Source organism: Pseudomonas sp. BN515 (genome assembly GCF_029873155.1).
Taxonomy (GTDB): Bacteria; Pseudomonadota; Gammaproteobacteria; order Pseudomonadales; family Pseudomonadaceae; genus Metapseudomonas.
The window spans coordinates 90,444-111,386 of sequence record NZ_SSOH01000030.1; the positions used below are offsets into that span (position 1 = coordinate 90,444).

16 protein-coding genes, 1 other RNA gene and 1 pseudogene are annotated in these 20,943 nt (G+C 59.2%); 10 read left to right on the forward strand and 8 right to left on the reverse strand.

Going from position 1 to position 20,943, the window contains the following annotated elements; translation table 11 throughout:
- Positions 1-18 precede the first annotated feature (18 nt).
- The gene (locus tag E8E91_RS09140) at positions 19-264 is read left to right on the forward strand and encodes a hypothetical protein (protein ID WP_151137053.1); all 246 of its coding nucleotides are present in this window, start codon (positions 19-21) and stop codon (positions 262-264) included.
- A 38-nt stretch (positions 265-302) separates the two neighbouring features.
- On the opposite strand, the gene E8E91_RS09145 is transcribed toward E8E91_RS09140, so the two are convergent.
- Positions 303-3,221: an ATP-binding protein gene (locus E8E91_RS09145; RefSeq protein WP_280375478.1), complete on the reverse strand. Its 2,919-nt coding sequence runs from the start codon at positions 3,219-3,221 to the stop codon at positions 303-305.
- A 141-nt stretch (positions 3,222-3,362) separates the two neighbouring features.
- On the opposite strand from E8E91_RS09145, the gene ssrA reads away from it, so the two are divergent.
- Both ssrA and E8E91_RS09155 read left to right on the forward strand, forming a co-directional pair.
- Positions 3,363-3,737, forward strand: a transfer-messenger RNA (tmRNA) gene (gene ssrA, locus E8E91_RS09150).
- A 168-nt stretch (positions 3,738-3,905) separates the two neighbouring features.
- Positions 3,906-4,445, forward strand: a complete 540-nt coding sequence (locus tag E8E91_RS09155; protein ID WP_280375479.1) for a hypothetical protein — start codon at positions 3,906-3,908, stop codon at positions 4,443-4,445.
- Here the strand turns inward: E8E91_RS09155 and E8E91_RS09160 are convergent.
- Positions 4,438-4,788, reverse strand: a pseudogene (locus E8E91_RS09160) (tyrosine-type recombinase/integrase); the annotation flags it as partial. The gene E8E91_RS09155 and the pseudogene E8E91_RS09160 overlap by 8 nt on opposite strands.
- 350 nt (positions 4,789-5,138) lie before the next feature.
- Here E8E91_RS09160 and E8E91_RS09165 point away from each other — a divergent pair.
- A complete protein-coding gene (locus tag E8E91_RS09165; RefSeq protein WP_280375481.1) occupies positions 5,139-7,577 on the forward strand; it encodes a tetratricopeptide repeat protein in 2,439 nt (812 codons plus the stop codon).
- Between the two features lie 716 nt (positions 7,578-8,293).
- Here the strand turns inward: E8E91_RS09165 and E8E91_RS09175 are convergent.
- Together E8E91_RS09175 and E8E91_RS09180 are read right to left on the reverse strand one after the other, a co-directional pair.
- Positions 8,294-8,914, reverse strand: coding sequence for a DNA cytosine methyltransferase (locus E8E91_RS09175; RefSeq protein WP_280375482.1), 621 nt, complete (start codon positions 8,912-8,914; stop codon positions 8,294-8,296).
- Positions 8,915-9,214: 300 nt separating this feature from the next.
- A complete protein-coding gene (locus E8E91_RS09180) occupies positions 9,215-9,439 on the reverse strand; it encodes a hypothetical protein (RefSeq protein ID WP_028630757.1) in 225 nt (74 codons plus the stop codon).
- Between the two features lie 138 nt (positions 9,440-9,577).
- On the opposite strand from E8E91_RS09180, the gene E8E91_RS09185 reads away from it, so the two are divergent.
- Both E8E91_RS09185 and E8E91_RS09190 read left to right on the forward strand, forming a co-directional pair.
- Positions 9,578-9,850, forward strand: coding sequence for a hypothetical protein (locus E8E91_RS09185; RefSeq protein WP_280375500.1), 273 nt, complete (start codon positions 9,578-9,580; stop codon positions 9,848-9,850).
- A 75-nt stretch (positions 9,851-9,925) separates the two neighbouring features.
- On the forward strand, positions 9,926-10,633 hold the full coding sequence (locus tag E8E91_RS09190; protein ID WP_280375483.1) for a hypothetical protein: 708 nt from the start codon (positions 9,926-9,928) through the stop codon (positions 10,631-10,633).
- A gap of 106 nt (positions 10,634-10,739) precedes the next feature.
- Here the strand turns inward: E8E91_RS09190 and E8E91_RS09195 are convergent, their stop codons facing one another.
- The 3 genes from E8E91_RS09195 to pobA form a co-directional block, all read right to left on the reverse strand.
- Positions 10,740-12,644 carry an AAA family ATPase gene (locus E8E91_RS09195; protein WP_280375484.1) on the reverse strand — a complete coding sequence of 635 codons (1,905 nt, stop codon included), beginning with the start codon at positions 12,642-12,644 and terminating at the stop codon, positions 10,740-10,742.
- 378 nt (positions 12,645-13,022) lie between these two features.
- The gene (locus E8E91_RS09200; RefSeq protein WP_280375485.1) at positions 13,023-13,241 is read right to left on the reverse strand and encodes a twin-arginine translocase TatA/TatE family subunit; all 219 of its coding nucleotides are present in this window, start codon (positions 13,239-13,241) and stop codon (positions 13,023-13,025) included.
- Positions 13,242-13,295: 54 nt separating this feature from the next.
- A complete protein-coding gene (pobA, locus tag E8E91_RS09205) occupies positions 13,296-14,483 on the reverse strand; it encodes a 4-hydroxybenzoate 3-monooxygenase (RefSeq protein WP_280375486.1) in 1,188 nt (395 codons plus the stop codon).
- Positions 14,484-14,678: 195 nt separating this feature from the next.
- Here pobA and E8E91_RS09210 point away from each other — a divergent pair, with 195 nt between their 5' ends.
- Positions 14,679-15,557 (forward strand): helix-turn-helix domain-containing protein, encoded by an 879-nt coding sequence (locus tag E8E91_RS09210; RefSeq protein WP_190831790.1) that lies wholly within the window; start codon positions 14,679-14,681, stop codon positions 15,555-15,557.
- 214 nt (positions 15,558-15,771) lie between these two features.
- Complete coding sequence (locus E8E91_RS09215) at positions 15,772-16,701, forward strand: transporter (RefSeq protein WP_280375488.1); 930 nt, start codon at positions 15,772-15,774, stop codon at positions 16,699-16,701.
- Positions 16,702-16,726: 25 nt separating this feature from the next.
- On the opposite strand, the gene E8E91_RS09220 is transcribed toward E8E91_RS09215, so the two are convergent.
- Positions 16,727-18,556, reverse strand: a complete 1,830-nt coding sequence (locus E8E91_RS09220; protein ID WP_280375489.1) for a sigma-54-dependent Fis family transcriptional regulator — start codon at positions 18,554-18,556, stop codon at positions 16,727-16,729.
- A gap of 516 nt (positions 18,557-19,072) precedes the next feature.
- On the opposite strand from E8E91_RS09220, the gene pchA reads away from it, so the two are divergent.
- Together pchA and E8E91_RS09230 are read left to right on the forward strand one after the other, a co-directional pair.
- Positions 19,073-20,548 (forward strand): 4-hydroxybenzaldehyde dehydrogenase, encoded by a 1,476-nt coding sequence (pchA, locus tag E8E91_RS09225; protein WP_280375490.1) that lies wholly within the window; start codon positions 19,073-19,075, stop codon positions 20,546-20,548.
- 50 nt (positions 20,549-20,598) lie between these two features.
- A complete protein-coding gene (locus E8E91_RS09230; protein WP_190831786.1) occupies positions 20,599-20,934 on the forward strand; it encodes a cytochrome c in 336 nt (111 codons plus the stop codon).
- The last annotated feature ends 9 nt before the right edge of the window (positions 20,935-20,943 follow it).

The following is a 20,943-nucleotide window of genomic DNA, read 5'->3' on the forward strand; positions in this document are numbered from 1 at the left end:
CCGAAAAGGAGGTCCGACATGCGCCGTATCGCCGTACTGCTTGCCGCCGCCCTGCTCAGTGCCCCCGTTCTTGCGTCACACTGCCCAGCGGACATGGCGAAGATCGACCAGATACTGAAGACCGATCCCCCTGCCGACCCCGCCGTGCTCGAACAGGTGAAAAAGCTCCGTGCCGAAGGCGAAGAGCTGCATAAATCCGGCGATCATGCCGAGTCAGAGAAAGTGCTGGCTGAAGCGCTGAACCTCTTGCAGGCCAGCGAATAGGAAAGACCCAGGATCCAGCGCGCGCTGGATCCTGTTCCTCAGGCCTCCTGGCCCAGCAACGACAGCGCCATCCGGCGCACCTGCTTCAGGTCTACCGGTTTGCTCAGGCAAGCGTCAGCGCCACGGCGGCGCGCTTCGGCCAGGAGTTTTTCATCCACCGCCGCGCTCACCACCAGCACAGGCGTCATCGCCAGGCGCGGGCTGGAGCGCACGAAGTCGAGCACATCCAGGCCATCGCCGTCGGGCAGGTCCAGGTCCAGCAGCAGCAGGGACGGGGTGATATCCGCCAGCAGCGCCAGCGCCTTGCCCACCGACCCTGCGCCACGTACCTCTGCCATGTCCCTCAGACCTTCCTGCAGCACCTTGAGGCAGGCCGGATGGTCTTCCACGCAGAGCACCTTCGGCTGCACTTGACGCTCTTCCTCCTCGGGCCTGGCCGGCGCCGGGGACTCGAACTCATCCTGCGCGGCGACGCTGGGCAGGTCGATCCAGAAACGGCTGCCGATATCCGGCGCGCTGCTGAAGCCCATTTCACCGCCCATCAACTCCGCCAGTTCGCGGCACAGCACCAGGCCGATGCCAGTGCCCGGAATGGTGGAGTTCTCCCGACCAAGGCGCTGGAAAGGCTGGAACAACATGGCCTGCTGCTCCTGGCTGAGGCCCGGCCCACTGTCGGCCACCCAGAGGCGCACGGCCGCCGGGCGAACCTCGTAGCCCATGCTCACCATGCCTTGCGGGCTGTTGTACTTCACCGCGTTGGAGAGCAGGTTCAGCACCACCTGGCGCAGGCGGCGGGCATCGGCCATCACATGCAGCGATGGCACAGGCGGCGCCATCAATTGCAATTGCAGGCGGCGCGCCTGGAGTTCGGGCTGGATCAGCTCGCCGCAACTGGCCAGCAGCGGGCCGACATCCACAGGCTTGAGCTGCAGCTTCTGGCGACGGTTCTCGATGCTCGACAGGTCGAGGATGTCGTCCACCAGCGAGGTGAGGTGACGGCTGGCGTTGACGATCTCCTGTGCGTAGTCGCCTTCCACCTTGCGGTCGTCCTGGCCTTCCGCCTCCAGTGCGATGAGCTGGGCGAAGCCGTTGATCGCATTGAGCGGGGTGCGCAGCTCATGACTCATGCTGGACAGGAAGCGGCTCTTGGCCTGGCTCGCCGCCTGGGCCTCGCGGCTGGCAACGCGCAGCTCTTCCTCCACCTGCTTGAGGCGGGTGATATCCACATGGGTACCGGCCACCCGCAGCGCGCGGCCATCGGAGTCGCGCTCCAGCACCTTGCCGCGGCTGAGCAGCCAGGAGTAACGCCCCTCCACATCGGCAAAACGGTACTCGGCGTCGAAGTTGTCCTGGTCGCTGACCGAGAACAGCATCCGCAAGCGACGTACCCGCTCCACGTCATCGGGGTGCACACGCTCGTTGAATTCGGTGAAGGTGATGTTGTCGCTACGCAGCCCGAAGCGTTTGACGAAGCGCCCGCTCATCTTCATCGACAGGGAAATGGCATCCACTTCCCAGAGACTTTCCGTGGTGCTTTCCAGTACCAGGTCGAGGTTACGCCTGGCCTCCAGCCGCTCCTCCTCGCTGGCCTGCAATTGCGCGCCGCTGAGCTGCACGGCTTCAGCCAACGCCTGCAGTTCAGCAATGCGGCTGCTCGGCGCCGGCGGGCGGAAGTCGCCCTGGCCGATGCGTTTCATCATGCCCATGATCGCTGCCATGGGCGTGGCCAGCTCGCCACTCAGACGCCGCGAACGCGACCACATCCAGGCGAAGAACAGCGCATAGAAGAAGCCGAGCCCGGCGATCAGCAAATAGCCGATCTGCTGGTAGCGCTCGGCGAGGCGGTTGGTTTCCCTGAAGATGTTGGCCTCGTCCACGACCATCATCAGCCGCCAGCCGGTCTGCGGAATCTCGGCCCAGGCCACCAGCTGCTTGCGTCCGCCCAGTTCCACCTCCTGCACATTGCCCTTTCCGGCGGCCATGGCCTCCAGCAGCGGCTGCATTTCGCGGTGGCGGGCCAGGTTGAAGTCCTCGGGCTTGAGCACCTCGCGGCGCACCGCCTCGTCATAGGAGAAACGGGTCAGCTCGCGCAGGCCGAAATCGCGCTCGCCCGCTTCCGGCAGCGCCATGATGCTGTGATCGCGGCTCACCAGCATCGCGTAACCCTGCCACGGCACCTTCAGGCTGCCGATTTCGCCGAGCATCTGCCCCACGGTGATATCCAGCCCCACCACCCCTTCGAGGAAGTCGCCCCGGTAGACCGGGGTGATCGCCGACATCATCCAACCGAGACCGGCCGGATCGAGGTAAACATCGGTCCAGACCGTCTTGCGCTGCGGGTTGTGCTTGGCGTCGGCGAGGTAATAGAAGTTGTAGTTGGGTATCACCATGTCATGGGGATACTGCTCGGGCGTCATGAAGAAGGGATAGATGCGGTTGTAGCTGTCCCAACTGTTGAAGTAGACCGCCGCCACCAGCGGGTTCGACTCGCGGATCGAACGCATCAGCGGGTCCACCTGGGACAGGCGCAGCGCCTTCTCGTGGTCCTGCTTCTCCACCGGCGTGCTGCTGGCATAGAAAGAAGCGGCCCGGCCGTCGTCGGAGCGGGTGTAGAAGACGCCATCGGAACTCAGCACATGGCGCTGCCGCTCCAGCTCATCCGGAGTGAAGTTGCGATCATGCAGCGACCGGCCCACCGCATCGCGGAAAAGCCGCGTGGGCACCTCGATGCCCTGCAGGCGCATGTCGATTACCTTGCCCTCACGCAGCACCGCGCTGCTCAGGTCCTCCAGCGCACTCTGCTGCAGGTAATCCACCTGGGCATCGCGAATCGCGCTGTTGGTCAACAGATAAGCCGTGATCAGCACCGATTCGACCAGAATCAGCGGGATCAGGGCACTCTGTACGAAGGCACGCCAGATCCACTGGCGGAGGGGAGTTCGGGCAGAACGCGGCATGGCGACGTCTCGGCTCAAAGGTCTTCCTGACAATAGCCTGCAATCATATAGCAAGCACCCATGACATTAGGTCAAAAGCAAGGTCGACGCTGCACCGCCTTATGCCGTAGAATCGCCCCCGTTGTACACCCTTGCAGTATTGGGGCCGATTAGGATTCGACGCCGGTAACAAAACTCTAGGGGCATGCCGAGCTGGTAGCAGACCTCGTAAATTAGCTGCTGCAAACTATTAGTTGCCAACGACGACAACTACGGGGCGGCCCTCGCGGCCTAACCCTTCTGGCGGCTTCGGCTGCCAGCAGTCATAAGGGGATGCCTGTAAACCCGAAATGACTGTCAGATAGAACAGGATCGCCGCCAAGTTCGCTGTAGACGTAACGGCTAAAACTTATACAGCTCGCTCTGAGCACCCTGCCAGTCGGGCCGCAAAGAGCTAACTCAGTAGACTTGGCTAAGCATGTAGTCCCGAAAGCGGAGAGCTGGCGGACGGGGGTTCAAATCCCCCCGGCTCCACCAAAATCCAAGACTAAGCCCCTGATTTTCCTAGCGAATTTCAGGGGCTTTTTCTTTTGCGGCCCAAAGTGTCGAAGAAATGTCGAATCCCTTGCCTAGGTTCAATCGATTCGACCAGCGCACACCAAGCCCTTAACATTCGAAGCAACCTCGTAAGCAGGAGCCGACGCCTTGAATAGGGACATGGAAAGCTGGTGCAACGCTGTCGCCGACAACGTCAACGAGCTGGGCCGACAAATGCAGAAATTCCAACGTTTCCAACAGAACTACGAAATCGACAAGCAAATTGAAGCGATGCAGCAGCTTAACGAGAAGCTGGCAAGCAACGCCATAAGCTACACGAACTTGATCCTTGCCGCCGGATACGCTGGCTACCTCACCTTCTGGGCGACCTTGTCGGGCAAAGTACCCGCTTGGCTCTTCTCCCTTTCCGGCTTCCTGATTCTGACCTCTCTAACCCTGTTCATCTGCTGGGAAATTACCAAGATGGTGTGGGGAGCGATTCATATGCGGCGTGTCAGCAAGCTTCTAGCGGGTCAGAAAGGCCCTCAAATCGTCGCGCAGTATCAAGCTGCCTACGCTTCGTACCAGAAGAAAACCAACATCGTTTGGGTATTTTTCCTGGTCCCAACCGTTGTGACAGGGTTGGGAGCAGCATTTGCTCTAATAGGATTCTTTGCACTGAATCTATGGAAGCTCACCTTCAGCTAACTCGCCGATCGCTTAACGGGCCAAATTTGACGGCGTCCTGTAGGTGGTCCGGCGACAGGTGCGCAGAGCGCATCGTCATGGCCAAGGTGGAGTGCCCCAAGATTTTCTGAAGCGTAAGGGTGTTCCCGCCGTTCATCATGAAGTGACTGGCGAAGCTGTGTCGCAGGGCATGGCTAGCCTGGCCTTGCGGCAGCTCGATGGTGGTCCGTTCCAGGGCACGGCGGAAAGAGGTTATGCAGGAGGTGAACTGCCCGTTGGTTCGCCAGTGCTTCCTAAGTCTGTCAGCTAGCTCCTTGGGAATCGGCACCGAGCGGACCTTTCCTGATTTCGTCCTGGCATAGGTGGCGTGACGACGTGTTTAAAGGAATGAACCTGGCTGCCGTCAATCGGGAGTTGATTGCTCGCGGAGTGTTGGGGCCCGATTCCAAAGGCAAAGCCGCACGGTCAGTACGACTGCCAGGGATGCCCAAGGGCCGCGCCTATGTGATTAGTGCCAGTGCCCTGCTGGATGAAGACCAGGAGGCCATCGCTGAGGAGGCGTAAATCGCCACGTTGTCAGCCCACTGCGTTATTAGTGGGCTGTACGCCAAAAAATGCGCAATTACTCCGAATGTGATTGGTCTAGAGATATGATGCGCAGCGGCTAGAGGGAATTACCGATTGGGTCATTATCAAATGAGGAAAATGCCACCAATGCGCAAGCTTCAATCCAAAACGTTTCAATTTGGTTGTTTGGCCGCTTCGCTGTGCCTAGCTGCGCTGCTGTATACCCCAAGCCATGCCGCCGAAAGTAATGCGGACAACGAGCTCGCGGCTTACAAAGAGTTTATGGACGCCAGGCTAGACTCCACTCGTGACCTTTTGCTGAAGGATATCCAAGCCTTATCTTCCGACGATAAAACTGCACGCGAACTCGCAGCCTTCAAGGAACTCTCACAAACTCGACTGGAAGCAGCTCGCAATCTACTTGAAAAGGACAATCAGGCTCTCACTACGCGCATTGACGCCCAAGACAAACGGCTTGATTCACAGAGCAACCATATTGATCAAAGCCTAAGCCTGCTAAGCAGTCTGCTTACAGGCTTAGGAATCGTCCTCACGTTGGCCGGCGTGGCGGGTTATGTTTCTGTGCAGCGCAAGGCCCGACGAGAAGCACGGAACGCAGCGTCCGAATGGTTTCAAACGCATACCAATAGTTTGAGAGCCGAAGTAGCTGCCCTTCAGAGCAAGCTGCAAGAACTCGAAGCCCAGGCCGAGTCGCATTTCAGCTCGCATATTCAAAGAGTTGAAGATGGCGCTGCCGAGGCCATACGGCGGATGCAACAGTCCTTTAGCGACCCAGGCTCACTCCGAACCACGGTCCCGGAAGCGGCGGCACAAGCCCTCGCCGAAGCTGCTAAGGCTGCGACAGAAAAACCCGAAACAGAATACAGCTATAAGGATTGGAACAACCGCGCCTTTGATGCATACCACAAAGGCGACATGGAGAGCGCCACCCAATTCTGGCGCTCCGCCGCTAGCCATCCTGAGGCGACTTCAATGGAGGTCGCCAATGCAATGTTCAGTATCGGCGTGGCTCAGGGGGCACAGGGACGCAGTGATGCAGCAATTAAGACTTACAGAGACCTGCTATCGAAATTCGAAAGAGACGAGACACCCGCAATCAGAGCGACGGTAGCCAAAGCATTTATCAATATGGGGTACAGGCTCGGCTTGGGTGGACACCATGAGGAAGAGCTCGCCGTCTACGACGACCTCATCCAGCGTTTTGAAAAGGACGATACGCCTGAAATTAGAGAGGCTGTGGCAACGGTACTTGTCAACAAGGGCATCACGCTAGGACAACTTGAGCGCTCCAACGAAGCAATAGCCAGCCTCAACGAAGTAATACTACGATTCGACAAGGATGAAACACCCGAGATCAAGGAGCAAGTCGCGAAGGCACTTCTCTCTAAGGGTTACAGACTCGGATCGGAGAAGCGGCACGTTGAAGAGATTTCCACCTACGACGAGCTTATCCTTCGATACGACAAGGAAGAGTCGCCAGAGATAAAGGAGACATTGGCCAAGGCAATGGTCAACAAAGCGATTACTCTGGAGCAATTGGAACGCATCAGCGAAGCAGTATCTGCCTATGACGAACTTTTTACTCGTTTCAGCGCGGCCGAAGCACCGGAAATCCGAGATACCGTAGCCAAAGCAGCTCTCAACAAGGGCATTGCCCTGGGACAGCTAGAGCGCCATGAGGACGAGATCACTGTCTATGACGAGCTAGTCGTAAGTTTTGGCGAAGACGAGTCAGCTATCATAAGGCAGCGAGTGGCCAAGGCGCTTCTAAACAAAGGCATAACGCTAGGGCAGTTGCAGCGTTACGAAGAAGAAATCTCTGCCTACAACGAGTTTATCCTGCGCTTTGACAATGACGAGGACCCTATCATCAAGAGTACGTTGGCTAAAGTACTTCTCAACAGAAGCATCACACTAGGTCAACTCCAACGCTTCGACGAAGAACTCAACGGCTACAACGAATTCATCCAGAGATTTGAGAAAGATGAAACACCTACCATTGAGGAGCGTCTAGCAATCGCACTTCTCAACAAAGGCATAACCTTGGGGCAGTTGGATCGCAACAACGAAGAAATCACTGCCTACGACGAACTCATCACGCACTTTGGTAAGGAAGAGACACCCGTGGTCAAGGTCCAGGTCGCCATGGCGCTCCTAAACAAAGGCAGTACCTTGAGTCGACTGGAGCGCTACGACGAAGCAATCGCTGTCTGTGACGAGCTCATCCAGCGGTACGAGATGGACGAGTCTCCAGCGATTCAGGAACAAGTCGCCAGGTCTCTACTCAATAAAGCAAACAACCTTGGACAGCTAAAGCACTTTGACAAGGCAATTGCTGTCTGCGACAAGCTCACACACCGCATTGACCAAAACGACAGACCTATTATTAAGGAGCTGGTGGCCAAGACACTTCTCACTAAGGGAGCAGCGCTGAAACAGCTGGGACGCGGCAATGAAGAGATCGCCGCCTATGATGCAATCATTCTTCGCTTTAGCGAGGACGAGAGCCTCGCGATCAAGGAGCTGGTGGCCACCGCACGCCATAAAAAAGAGGTCTCACTTTAGCGACTAGGACTTGTCGACATGTCACTCCCCGCCAAACGAGATCATCTTGTACCTCTGCGAAGGCAAGATACTCGTAACCACATTAGCGCTTCAGGCAGCGCGGACCCTTGGCATATCGACGTGATGCAGAAGCGAGCCTCGGCTCTCAATTCCTGATCAAGTGGAGAAAGTTTCCGTCACAAGTCCCCTCATGCTCAGTACTTCAAGTCGTGCCGTATTGCCTTATTCAGGTGCCATAGACTTGGAACACCTTACTCTTTTGGAGCACTGCGTGCTCTATCTTGAGCATATCGGTGTTCCATCTCTGGAAGCCACGTCGTTACTGTCTTTCCGCTAGTACGGAACACCAAGAACACCTGGAACACCGAATGTTTGGGGGTAGGGGTTTGTTTCCTCCCCCCGCCACCCCGTGAGGGCTGACGGCCTTCAGCGGTGGAATTCTACGTACTGCGCTATGGACGACGGTGACGACGAATCCCTAGGGGAAGGGGCACTCAAAACTTCAGGGGACAGCCGTGGCGCTCATCGAGGTCCGCGAAATTGCTGATCTTCACGGCACCGTCATACCAGCGATCGGCCCCGGTCTTGTCTCCCTCCCGTCTCGGTTCGAATGCGTAAAGCGTAAAGCGTCCTCAGCGGGCGCTCATCGCGCTGTGTTCGCAACTCACGCATGTGGCTGTGCCGTGAACCGTTGATGCCGCTGCAATGGGGCAGGATCAGGACGCGTTCTTTTCTGCTCGGTGCTGTCTGGCTAGCTGGTCGATCACGTAGCGGCCCCACTGGTCAGCCATTGCGTCGGCGATGCCCGGGTAAGTGCGGCACAGGTTCTTCCAGCGCTCGGGGCCGGGCTCCCCGTAGCGCGAGAGCGGATCGCGTTCGTGGACGATGTGGGTGGGCTCCAGCTGCGGCAGGTTCTCCAGCCAGAAGTGAATTCGACTGCGCTCGCCGTGGCCGAACATCCAGGGCTGGACAGTCTGGTCCGGCTTGCGGATCTGCGTGGAGATCACCGACGTGGGGCTCTTCAGGGCCTTGAAGCGAATTGGGGCAGTCAGCAAGGTGCGGACGAAATCGAGCGCCCTGCCCTGGCTGCCGTCCGCAATCTTGGCGGCGAAGTGGCGGGCACCGGAGACGGCGAGGTCAATATACGGCGGGTGGGCGATCAGCAGGTCCCAGCCCAGGTCCAGCAGTTCGCACACATCCCCCTGGACGTGTTCGCCCTCGGTTTCCGAGGGCAGCAGGTCGCAGCTCACCGCATGGAAGCCGACGCGGGTCAGGGCGTCGCGTACGCGGCCGGAGAATTCACAGGCCACCAGGGCCCTGGGTTGGCGCTCAGGCACGGCTCAAGGCTCCCTGTCGAACGGCTCGCAAATAGGTATGCAGGACGTGGGCTCGCCGCTGCCAGACACAACGCGCCAATACGTCGGGGCGCGGCGCCCGGGCCTGTGTTTCCCGCAGCACGAGGCCGATAGGCAGACGCAACGCCCAGTGGCCCTGGATATCCATACGGGGCGGCTGCGCTCGCAGCACAAAGACCGGAAGGGAACGCGCTTCGCCCGTTCGCGACGGAACCAGCAGACAGAGCAGACGCACTGTTCGGCGTGGGCGAGTCGGCGGTAGCGGTCGAATATGTTGACGGTTCATGCCCTTCGCTCCTTCTCCAGCAACTGCTGGGTCAGAAGCGCCACGTTGACCATCACGTACTTCCCCACCTTGTGCGACGGGATATAGCCGTTGCGAATCCAGCCCCACACCACGTCATGTTCATTGCTCATCCGTATCCAGTCCGCGAACTCGCGCCAGGGCATCACCGGCGGCGGGCTGAGCAGGTCCTTAAGCGAGAGGGTCGTTCCTTCCACATCCATGGCCTTTGTTGCACTATGTTGGGCTTTATTGAGCTACGCATCGGCCGACCATCCGCAGGCCTTACGTAAGGCGCATCTGTAATATACAACAGATGAGAGGGTGAGTTGTATATTACAAATGTAACTTACTATGACTTTATGGAATCAATTGACGAACGCGTAAGAACTCTTGTCGATAAAGTAGGCATGGACGAGCTGGTAAAGCGGACCGAGATAAGCGGAACCCGCTGGAGAACCGTTCGTTACGACAAGCGCACGCGGATCAGCACCCAAGAGGTAGAAGCGCTAACGCGTATCTACCCCCAGTACGCCCTGTGGCTAGCGAGTGGGCAGATCATTCCGGAAAGCGGCCAGACCAGCCCCGACTACGACGAGGCCAACCGAAACTTGACCGAACAGAACGCGGGATAGCGATCACAACGGAAGTAGCCAGGGGCTGGTAGGCCCGAGCACAGGAAGTCAGGAAGAGTTAGCAAGGAGCACCAAATGAAATCGGACTGGGATGACGCCCCGCCTCGGCTGAAGGTATCCAAAGGAAACGGTGGAGTCGGCAGTTGGCTGTTTGCAGTCATTCTCGGAACCAGCGTTGGGGTTGGCCTGCTCCACTTGGCAGGCGTCCCAATCCCCTTCTTACAAAACTCCCAGCAAGTCGCTCAGATTGAGCAACCACAGGAAGAGCCGTCTTCCCTCCCCGCATTCGAAGAACTCGACCCGAATCAGCCGACCGCTGAGGAAATGTTCTGGTCCAGCGTTAAGCAGCAAGAAACCGAGCGCAAAGCCCGGATCAAACAAACCGACTACAACGACCAGAACTACACACCGCGCCAGCCTGACAACGTGGTGAGCATGGAAGGCATGAGGCAATCATCCGCTTACCAACAGCCCATCCAGCAGACAACCACCCGTAGCAGAACCGTCGAGAAGCATGGCGAGTGGATTGTTAAGTGGAGCGGCGGCACCCGCTACTACGCCACCTGGACCATCGTGAACAACTACATTGATGGCGGTAGTGTGTGCGGCAACCACAAGCGTGGTTCGATTGACTATCGGGAGTGCCGCAAGGGTGCGAAACAGTTCTTCAAAGATGAATGCCGCGCTTGGGGTGAACGCTGGCAGAGCGACCGAGAGCCACGAAGCGACCGGATAAAGCAGAGGTATTGCTCGGCGGCGAATAGCTTTAGCCCGATGGGTTAGTAATTGGAATCGTTCGACTTCTGGCCTGTCAAATTTAGCTTAAAGAAATCACCAGCTCCAAATTAAAGCAAGGAGCTGGCAACATTCTATATCTAACCGAGAGAAATCATGAGACTGCACTTCTAATTATCAACTCGAGCTCCTCTTTCGAACTCGCATCAATCTTCTCCCAAAAATCGTCTTCAGCCACAAACTCAATCAGCTTATCGAGATCTTTTTGCCGAAGCCCGGCAGGAAGATACTGCTCAATGGCCCCCTTACTAAGAATAAAGGTGCCCTCACTGCGCAACCCCTCGATAAATTCATCCAATTTTTCCCTAGCCCCGCCCTCAAGATTTGGAATCAACTGCCTTCTTCTTGATTTAATGTAATCCCAAACAGCGCGTGCATCATCCCAACTACCTGTAGCTAGAGCCTGATCAATATTTTGAACAAGCGCTATCCCGTCCAAACTCCCAACATTATCTATTACATCCTTCTTCACCTCGTTCGCATTCAAGCGGAAGAGGCTTTTTAGCTCCGCCCCACCAACCTGCTCGACATAATCAAGATCAGCAATAACAGCATAATCAATTTTACATGCCGAAAGTATTTTTTCGTAAGATTTAAAGAACCCTTTCCCGCCAATATTAACAATCTCCACAACTTTACCAGAAGGCTTTATCTCGAGTCTCTTTATCAACGCCTCAAAAAACACCCGATCACTTATCCCCTCAACCAGAACCACCTTATCCGCAAAGAATATCCTTTCATTATTCTGGGAATTAATTATATTGAATAAATGCTTACTATTCGGAAGCTCACTGCCACTCAGACGAACAATATTACTCTTCTGCTCCCTACTAAAAACACGCGATATATATCGAATCGATTGCGGCGAGACAAAAGCAGGAGAATGAGTGGCCAACAAGAATTGGTTTCCCGTAGTACTAGAAAGCTTGCCAAATATCTCCAAAAGTATAATTTGCCATCTAGGATGGAGATGAAGCTCGGGCTCATCAATAATAATTATCGAATCTCTTATATTTAAAGAATAGATTGCAAAAAGATAATTCAATAGCTCCCTCTCACCGGAAGAAGCAGAACCAACCATAAACTCAGAACCCTGCTTCTTCAGCGAAATATCATATTGATTGGCAGTCGGACTTATACATTTCAACTCCCAGCTGTAGCCAAGACTTCCAAGCAACTCTCCTAACTCGACCAATGCTGGGTCACTGTAAAATTTTTCCTTGAAGTTACCAGACTCGTCTTCTTGTAGAAGTCGATATTTAGTTGCCAACCTTCCAACCGCTAATGTTATGAGTGGAAAGCTCTGCCTAGAGTATGTCCCGTCAACCTGCCTTTTATGTTCAACATCATTGTATCCAGCAAGCTGCACACTGGACTGAAACCCATGTGCACTGCGATTGATAGGAAGATATACAACCGGAGAGGTCAGATCTGAAAACCCCAGCCTAGACCTCAGAAAGCTGAATTCTTCAAAGTTATGGATAAACTGATAAAAATCTTCTTGCGGCTTTTCAAAACCATGTTTCAACGAACCATTCACGACTTCAAAAACAAATCGCTGACCAGGCTTCAAACCGTGAACATCCCAGCCTGCCGCCAATCTTACCTGATGCCCAGAATAGTTCGCCAGCCTTGGCAACATAACCTCAACATCGTCTTGAAGAGTTTTCATACTTTCGAGATCGCGCTGAGTCACCTCGATCTCAATCTCGATTTTCTGCGGCAACTCCCTTCCAGAGCTATGTTTTTCGAGAAGCATATTGTTCATCACGTCATTGTGCCGCTGAACATACAACTCTTGATTTTCAGGGGAAGGCTGATGCGCAAAATAATTTGGAGACTTCAAGAATCTCCTTAATGCTATTACAACTGTATCAAGCAGGTTAGTTTTACCACCACCATTGGGCCCAATAATAATCGAGATCGGTCCATCCAGAGAAAGTTCTGCACGACCGAGAAAGCTTCTAGCATTTTCAACAGCAACTCTTCTAATCAGCATCACAAATATCCTTATTACAATAAAACCTTGGATCCCAATAAATCCCATAGCACGACGTCCGCCGTAATGCCAATTTGCCACACAGCTATATCGAATTGATAGGGATGGGGTGGACATGTCGAAAAAGTGTCGAAGCCACTGCCCAGCACAGTCCAGCAAATGTCAGTAGCGCTATCGCCAAGGCAGCGGAATAGCTGGTGTTGACCATCATTCACCATCAATGGACAAGCTCTATAACGGGTTCAAATCCCCCCGGCCCTCCAAATGTAAAGCCCCTGAAGATCGCGAGATGTTCAGGGGCTTTTTCGTTTCTGCCTTGATGTGTCGAAGAAGTGCAGGCCGCCGGCAAAGGCGGCACGGGCGCTCGGGGGCGAGGCCTCAGGGCCGGGGCTGGGACGGATTCTGTTGCGCGATACGAGCGGCGCTCTCAACTTCGGCGGGATGGGGCTCGCCCTTGTCCTCGGTCGCCAAGGAGCGGCGAAGGGCGCGGATCGACTCGCCCAAGTCGGCCCCCAGGCTTTTCAGCCGCTTGCCGCCGAACAACACCAGCACCACCAGCAACAGCACCAGCCAGTGCTTCCAATCGAAGATTCCCATGGGCATGCCTCCAGGTTGGAATCGGCCCCGCCGCGGGCGGTGGGGCCGTCAGTGTCAGCAGACCTCTTCGTAGGGCAGGCCGACGTAGTTCTCGGCGATGTTCACCAGGCCGGCATGGGAGTTCAGGAAGTACTCGCGATCGGCCTCCTGCATCTTGTGGTCCCAGGCATCCTTGTGACCGTCGAAGTCGTGCAGCAGGTTGGTCATGAACCAGCTGAAACGCTCGCCCTTCCACACTCGGCGCAGGGCCAGCTCGGAATACTTCTCCAGCAGGTCGGTACGGCCCTCGCCGTAGACCTTCACCAGAATGCGGTACAGGTAGCACACATCCGAGGCGGCCAGGTTCAAGCCTTTGGCACCGGTAGGCGGCACGATGTGGGCGGCGTCGCCGACCAGGAACAGATGGCCATACTGCATCGGCTCCACCACGAAGCTGCGCAGCGGCGCGATGCTCTTCTCCAGGGACGGGCCAGTCACCAAGCGCTCAGCCACTTCCTCGGGCAGACGCGCCTTCAGCTCGTTCCAGAAGCGCTCATCGGGCCAATCTTCCACCTTGTCGGTCAGCGGCACCTGCAGGTAGTAGCGGCTGCGAGTCAGGGAACGCTGGCTGCACAGCGAGAAGCCGCGCTCGTGGTGGGCGTAGATCAGCTCTTCGTTCACCGGCGGGGTGTCGGACAGCAGGCCCAGCCAACCGAACGGATAGACCCGCTCGTATTCGGTTAGCACACCGGCCGGGATGGTCTTGCGGGAAACGCCGTGGAATCCGTCGCAACCGGCGATGTAGTCACAGTCGATGCGCTGCAACTGGCCATCCTTCTCGAAGGTGACATAGGGGCGCTCGCCCTTGAGTTCGTGCAGCGCGACATTGCTGGCCGAGTAGATGATCGGTGCGCCGCTGGCGGCGCGGGCGTCCATCAGGTCACGGGTAACCTCGGTTTGGCCGTACACCACCACACTCTTGCCACCGGTGAGTTCGGTCAGGTGGATGGGCACGCGCTTGCCATCGAACACCAGCTCAACGCCTTCATGCACCAGGCCTTCGGCGTCCATCCGATCGCTCACGCCGGCCTCGCGGAGCATGTCGACAGTGCCCTGCTCCAGCACCCCGGCACGGATGCGGCCGAGCACGTAATCAGGGGTCTGGCGCTCGACGATGATGTTGTCGATACCGGCCTTGTGCAGCAGTTGGCCGAGCAGTAATCCGGAGGGGCCGGCACCGATGATGGCAACCTGAGTTTTCATTGTTGTTGTCTCGCAAAAAGGGCTTCAGGCCAACGGAGCAGACAGGAACCTGAAACACGTGGGTTTATGCTCACCTGCATTTTTGCTGACAGAAATCGAAAAAGAAGGTCAGAATCTCGCTATAACTTGCACTTTTGAAAACACCGTCCGATTATCGACCAGCTCCGAACAGCGCCACAGCTCCCAGGCCAACTCATGAAAACCAGCATTCCAGGCGTTCCCGTATTCAAGCTCTATGGCGAGAACCAGGCCTGGCCGACGCCCGACCTGCTGCACTGCGAATCCATTCCGAAACGCAGCAGCCTGCACCACTGGGAGATCAAGCCGCACCGCCACGCCGACCTGTTCCAGCTGCTCTACGTCCAGCGCGGCCAGGCGGTGGTGGAGGTAGAAGGCCGGCGCAGCGACATCCTCGAACCGTCGATCCAGGTCACCCCGCCGCTCTGCGTCCATGGCTTCCAGTTTTCCGAGAATATCGAGGGCCATGTGCTGACCCTGGGGGCGCCCCTGGTGGAGCTGCTGGAGGCGCAACTCGGCGCGCCCTTGGCGGTGCTGGCCTCCTCGGGCTGCTACCCGGTGGGGGCCGACCGCACCTACATCAACACGCTGTTCGCCGCCCTGCTCAAGGAATACGAAGGCAGCGCGCCGTCCCGCGAGCTGGTGCTCAACTCCCTGGTCAACGTGCTCATGGTCTGGATCAGCCGGCGCAGCCAGCAGATCACGCCCCCCAGCGGGCGCGACGAACGCAATCGGCAACTGCTGGGGCGCTTCATCAAGCTGGTGGAGCAGCACTACCGCGAACACCTGACGGTGGAGGCCTTCGCCCACCGGCTGAGCCTGTCCAGTGTCCACCTGAACAACCTGTGTCGCCAGCTGGCCGGCCAGAGCGCGCTGCAGATCATCCACCAGCGCCTGTTGCTGGAGGCCCGGCGAAACCTCATTTACACCAACATGACCATTGCCCAGGTGTCCGACAGCCTGGGCTTCACCGACCCCACCTACTTCTCGCGCTTCTTCCGCCGCCTCAACGGCCAGTCGCCCAATGCCTTTCGCCGTGGCGGCGGCGACACCTAGGGCCGGCGTCGAGAATTCTCCAGGGCGCGGAATTTTCTTAACAGGCTGTCGCCGCACCACGGGCAACCAGGCCAATCCATTGCGAAAAAAACGCAAACAGGACGCCATCTTCGGCAAAAAACAGAATTTAGTGACTGGCACGCTAATTGTTTAGGGCACTCTCCGAGCAAGACACCAGCCTTGCTCGCACCCAATAACAACAAGGCTGCCTTACATGAACAAGAAATCCTTCAGCACCCCTGTCATTGCCTGCACCACCAGCCTGCTGCTCGCCGGCACCAGCCAACTGGCGCAAGCCACCGAAGGCGGCCTGTCGTCCTGGCCGATGGGTATCGAGATCTACGGCATGGGTATCCTGCCGCCGCCCGGCACCTACGGTCAGGTGTTCGTGGGTAACTACCTGGCCGACTCCCTGCGCGACAACGCAGGCGACAAGGCCGCCGACATCGACCTGCGGGTCACCACCATCGTGCCGCGTTTCATCTGGGTCACCGAGCAGCAGGTGCTCGGCGGCAACCTCGGCTTCCACGCCCTGCTGCCGCTCAACGACATCCGCCTGAACGTCAAGAACGGCCCGCACGACCACAAGCGCGGCATCGGCGACGCCCACTTCGGCCCGGTTGTCGGCTTCCACCACAGCGACAAGTTCCACACCGCTGTCGGCGTCGACTTCGTGGCTCCCACCGGCAGCTACGACAAGGACGACCTGATCAACCTCGGCAACAACTACTACACCGTGCAGGCGGTGTACGCGATGACCTACACCGACCCCAACGGCTTCAACGCCGATGTGCGCCTGATGCACGACTACAACTTCGAGAACCGCGACACCCACTACCAGTCCGGCCGCGAACTGCACGCCGACTACACCCTGGGCTGGGGCCTGGGCAACGGTTGGGTCGTGGGCGTGGGCGGCCACGCCTACCAGCAGATCAGCGACGACAAGTGCAGTGCCTCGAACTGCGCCTCGGCCGCACTGGTGGACGCCAATGACGGCAACCGTGGCCGCAGCTTCTCCATCGGCCCGGCCGTGCAGTACAGCGGCAATGGCTGGTTCATCAGTGCCAAGTGGCAGGACGAAAGCGGCGTGCGCAATCGCGCCGAGGGCCAGACCTACTGGGTGAAGTTCACCATGCCCCTCTGAGCCATCCGTGACCGATCAGGGGGGATCACTCCCCCTTGAGCCGGTAACTGATCTGGGCACGGCTCATGCCCAGCATCTGCGCCGCCGCGGTGAGGTTGCCGCCGGTGCGCTCCAGCGCCAGGTGTACCAGGCGCTGCTCGATCTCCTTCAACGAAGTCCCGAGCACCCGCTCGCGGCCACTGAGGAAGGCCTGCAGGTCGGCCAGCTCCGGTTCGACCGACGCCTGATCCGCGACAGCCACCTCGGCCCGCGCCTGCGGCTCACCACCGACAGCATCCAGACGGCCCTCAGCGGTCAGGCCGATGCCACTGGAGCGCAGCGACTCACCCGCCTCCGCCAGGTGCACCAGGTCCATGAGCTCGCCATCTCCGGCGGCGATCACGCCTCGCTCGATCAGGTTCTGCAGCTCACGGATATTGCCGGGGAAGCGGTAGGTAAGCAGGGCGTTGACCAGCCGTGTACTGAAGCCCAGGGGCTTGAGCCCATGGCGAGCACTGAACTTGCGCAAGAAGTAGCTCATCAGCAGCGGGATGTCCTCGCGCCGCTCGCGCAGGGGCGGCAGGTGGATGGGGAACACATTCAGCCGATACAGCAGGTCCTCCCGGAAGCGCCCGGCCTCGACCTCGCGCCGCAGATCCAGATTCGTGGCGGCGATCACCCGCACGTCCACCGGGATCGCCGTGGTGCCGCCCACCCGCTCGATCTCGCCCTCCTGCAGCACCCGCAGGATCTTGCTTTGGGCGCTGAGGCTCAATGTGGCGATCTCGTCGAGGAACAAGGTGCCGCCCTTGGCCCGTTCGAAGCGCCCCGGACGGGAGCGGTCGGCGCCGGTGAAGGCGCCGCGCTCCACACCGAACAGCTCCGCCTCCAGCAGGGTTTCCGGCAGCGCCGCGCAATTGAGCGCCACCAGCGGTGTGTGACGGCGCGGACTGGCCTGGTGCAGGGTGCGCGCGAAAAGCTCCTTGCCCACCCCGGATTCACCGGTCAGCAGCACCGTGGCCTGGGTCGGCGCCACGCGATACAGCTGCTGGCTGGCAGCGACGAAGGCGGCGGAGATGCCCACCATGGCCTGGTCCTCGGACGGCTCCTCCAGCTCGGCCATTTCCGTCTCGCCGGCCGAACCGTAGGTGCTGCGGCTGAGGAAATCGCTGGCATCCAGGTGGGCCAGGTCCGTATCGATGTCGTCCCACTGCTCCGCCGGCTTGCCGACGATACGACAGGCCGAGTGCCCCATGCAGCGGCACTCCTGTTCGCGGAACACCACCAGACGTCCCAGCAGGGACGAGGCGTACCCGCTGGCGTAGCCCACCTCCATCCAGCATGCCGGCTCGCTGCCCAGCCCGTAGCTGGCAATGTGCTCGTCGGCCTCCAGTGAGTTGTGCCAGAAGAACTCGGAATAGAAATGACCGACGCTGGAGTCGATGTCGAAGCGCACCACCTCCACGTTCACCATGCCCTCCAGCATGTGCAGGCGCGGGCCAGCGCTGTAGAGGCTGGCGTGGTCACCCTCGGGCCACTGCGCGCTGACCTGGGCGGCATCCCGCGCCCCGGCCTGCCAGCCGATGCGGGTCAGAAGGCCACGCGCCTTGTCGAGGCCGAGAGCGTCCACCAGCTCACGGCGTATGGCGCCGAAGGCGGCCCCCTGCAGCAGCATCATGCGCTGTCCGCAGAGCCAGATATTGCCGTCCTGGGGTGCGAAGGCGACGGTCTCCGCCAGTTGCTCGGCCGAAGGCAGCCCGCTGCTGCCGAACTGGTTGGCATGGTCGACGATCAGGCGTTTCTGCTGGCTGAGCAACTGTTTGAGGAATTCATCCCCCATGGCACGGCCGGGATTGCTCGAGGATTTGCGAGTCATGGGTCTAGGGCGGGAGGCAGGAAAGACCCGTTCAGTATGCCAACGAGGAATGGCCGGTCAATTGACCTTCCGGCGCCAGCGCTTGCCGTTACTCGATAACCGCACAGTCTCCCGCGAACTGCTCTGGGAAAGTTTCAGCGCCCCGGAGACTTCTCTGCAGAAATTTCCGCACCCACCGTCTCGCAACCGCCTCGACGCACTCAGCCGCCTTCTGCCTTATCGTCATAACCTATTGTTTAAAAAGGAAAAAACTCAAAACAAAAGAAATGGCACGGTAGTTGTTAAGGACCTGTTGCGTGCACCCGAGACAACAACAATGCAGGTAACGGCCCCATGAACTGCTTCCCATCGCCAAGCAATCCCCCTCGCCCGCCCGCATCACGACTTCGTTGTTGATCCCCGATCGTAACGCCACAGGCCAGGCGCCCGCGCGTCACGCCTGAGGCGTCACCACGCCCCCATACGACCATCGGATCGCCGCCACCGGCAGCCTTCCGCTCAAACAAGAGAGCCCCCATGGACACCACCCGCCCTGCCTACCAGAACCTCGAGCTGCAGCCCCTCGCCGGTCAATGGCGCGCCGGCAGTACCGGTCGCCCGCTGGAAGTCTTCAACCCCTACAACGACGAGCTCCTGCTGCGCATCGCTCTGGCCAGCCGCGAGGACCTCGACGCGGCCTATCGCAAAGCCCGCGAAAGCCAGGGCGCGTGGGCGGCCAAGGCACCGGCCGAGCGCGCCCGCGTCCTGCTGGAAGCGGTGAAGGTCTTCGATGAGCGCCGCGAGGAGATCATCGACTGGATCATCCGCGAGTCCGGCAGCACTCGCATCAAGGCGCAGATCGAATGGGGCGCCGCCCGCGCCATCACCCTGGAGTCGGCCAGCCTGCCGAACCGCGTGCACGGGCGCATCGTCGCCTCCAACATCCCCGGCAAGGAAAGCCGCGTGTATCGAGCCCCCCTGGGGGTGATCGGCGTCATCAGTCCGTGGAACTTCCCCCTGCACCTCACCGCCCGATCCCTGGCCCCGGCCCTGGCCCTGGGCAACGCCGTGGTGGTCAAGCCGGCCAGCGACACGCCGGTCACCGGCGGCCTGCTGCTGGCGCGCATCTTCGAGGAAGCCGGCTTGCCGGCTGGCGTGCTCAGCGTGGTGGTGGGCTCGGGCGCGGAAATCGGCGACGCCTTCGTCGAGCACCCGGTACCGGCGTTCATTTCGTTCACCGGCTCGACCCAGGTCGGCCGCAACATCGGCCGCATCGCCAGCGGCGGCGAGCACCTCAAGCACGTCGCGCTGGAGCTGGGCGGCAACAGTCCCTTCGTGGTCCTGGCCGACGCCGACCTGGAACAGGCAGTCAACGCTGCCGTGGTGGGCAAGTTCCTGCACCAGGGCCAGATCTGCATGGCGGTCAACCGCATCATCGTCGAGCAATCCCTGGTGGATGCCTTCACCCAGCGCTTCGTCGAGCGGGTCAAGGCCTTGCCCTACGGCGACCCGAGCAAGCCCGAGACCGTGGTCGGCCCGGTGATCAACGCCAGGCAGCTGGCCGGCCTGAAAGAAAAGATCGCCACCGCCAAGGCCGAAGGCGCCGCCCTGCTGGTGGGCGGCGAGCCCCAGGGCAATGTCATGCCGCCCCATGTGTTCGGCAACGTCACCGCCGACATGGAGATCGCCCGCGAGGAAATCTTCGGCCCGCTGGTGGGCATCCAGTCCGCCCGCGATGCCGAACACGCCCTGGAGCTGGCCAACCGCAGCGAATACGGCCTGTCCAGCGCGGTGTTCACCGGCAGCCTGGAGCGCGGCGTGCAGTTCGCCCAGCGCATCCACGCCGGCATGACCCACGTGAACGACATCCCGGTCAACGACGAACCCAACGCCCCCTTCGGTGGCGAGAAGAACTCCGGCCTCGGCCGATTCAACGGCGACTGGGCCATCGAGGAGTTCACCACCGACCACTGGATCACCCTGCAACACAGCCCGCGGCCCTATCCGTTCTGATTCAGCCGCTCCATCAAACCGCACCCCACCAATAAAAAACGGAGTACGAAATGTCCTCACTCCTCAACAGCCAAGCTGTGAAACGGCCATTGCTGGCCAGCCTTGCACTGCCCTTCGCCCTGCTCGCCGGCCAGGCCTTCGCCGATGGCGACGGGGTCTGGAAAAGTGGCGAGAACGTCTACCAGAAGGTCTGCGGCCACTGCCACGAACACCAGGTGGGTCCGGTGATCACCGGCCGCCAGCTACCGCCGCAGTACATTTCCGCCGTGGTGCGCAATGGATTCCGCGCCATGCCGGCCTTCCCGGCCTCGTTCATCGATGACAAGGCCCTGCAGCAGGTCGGCGAGTACATCTCCAAGTCGCCCGCTCCCGCGGCCAAGCCCTGAGGTGCCGGC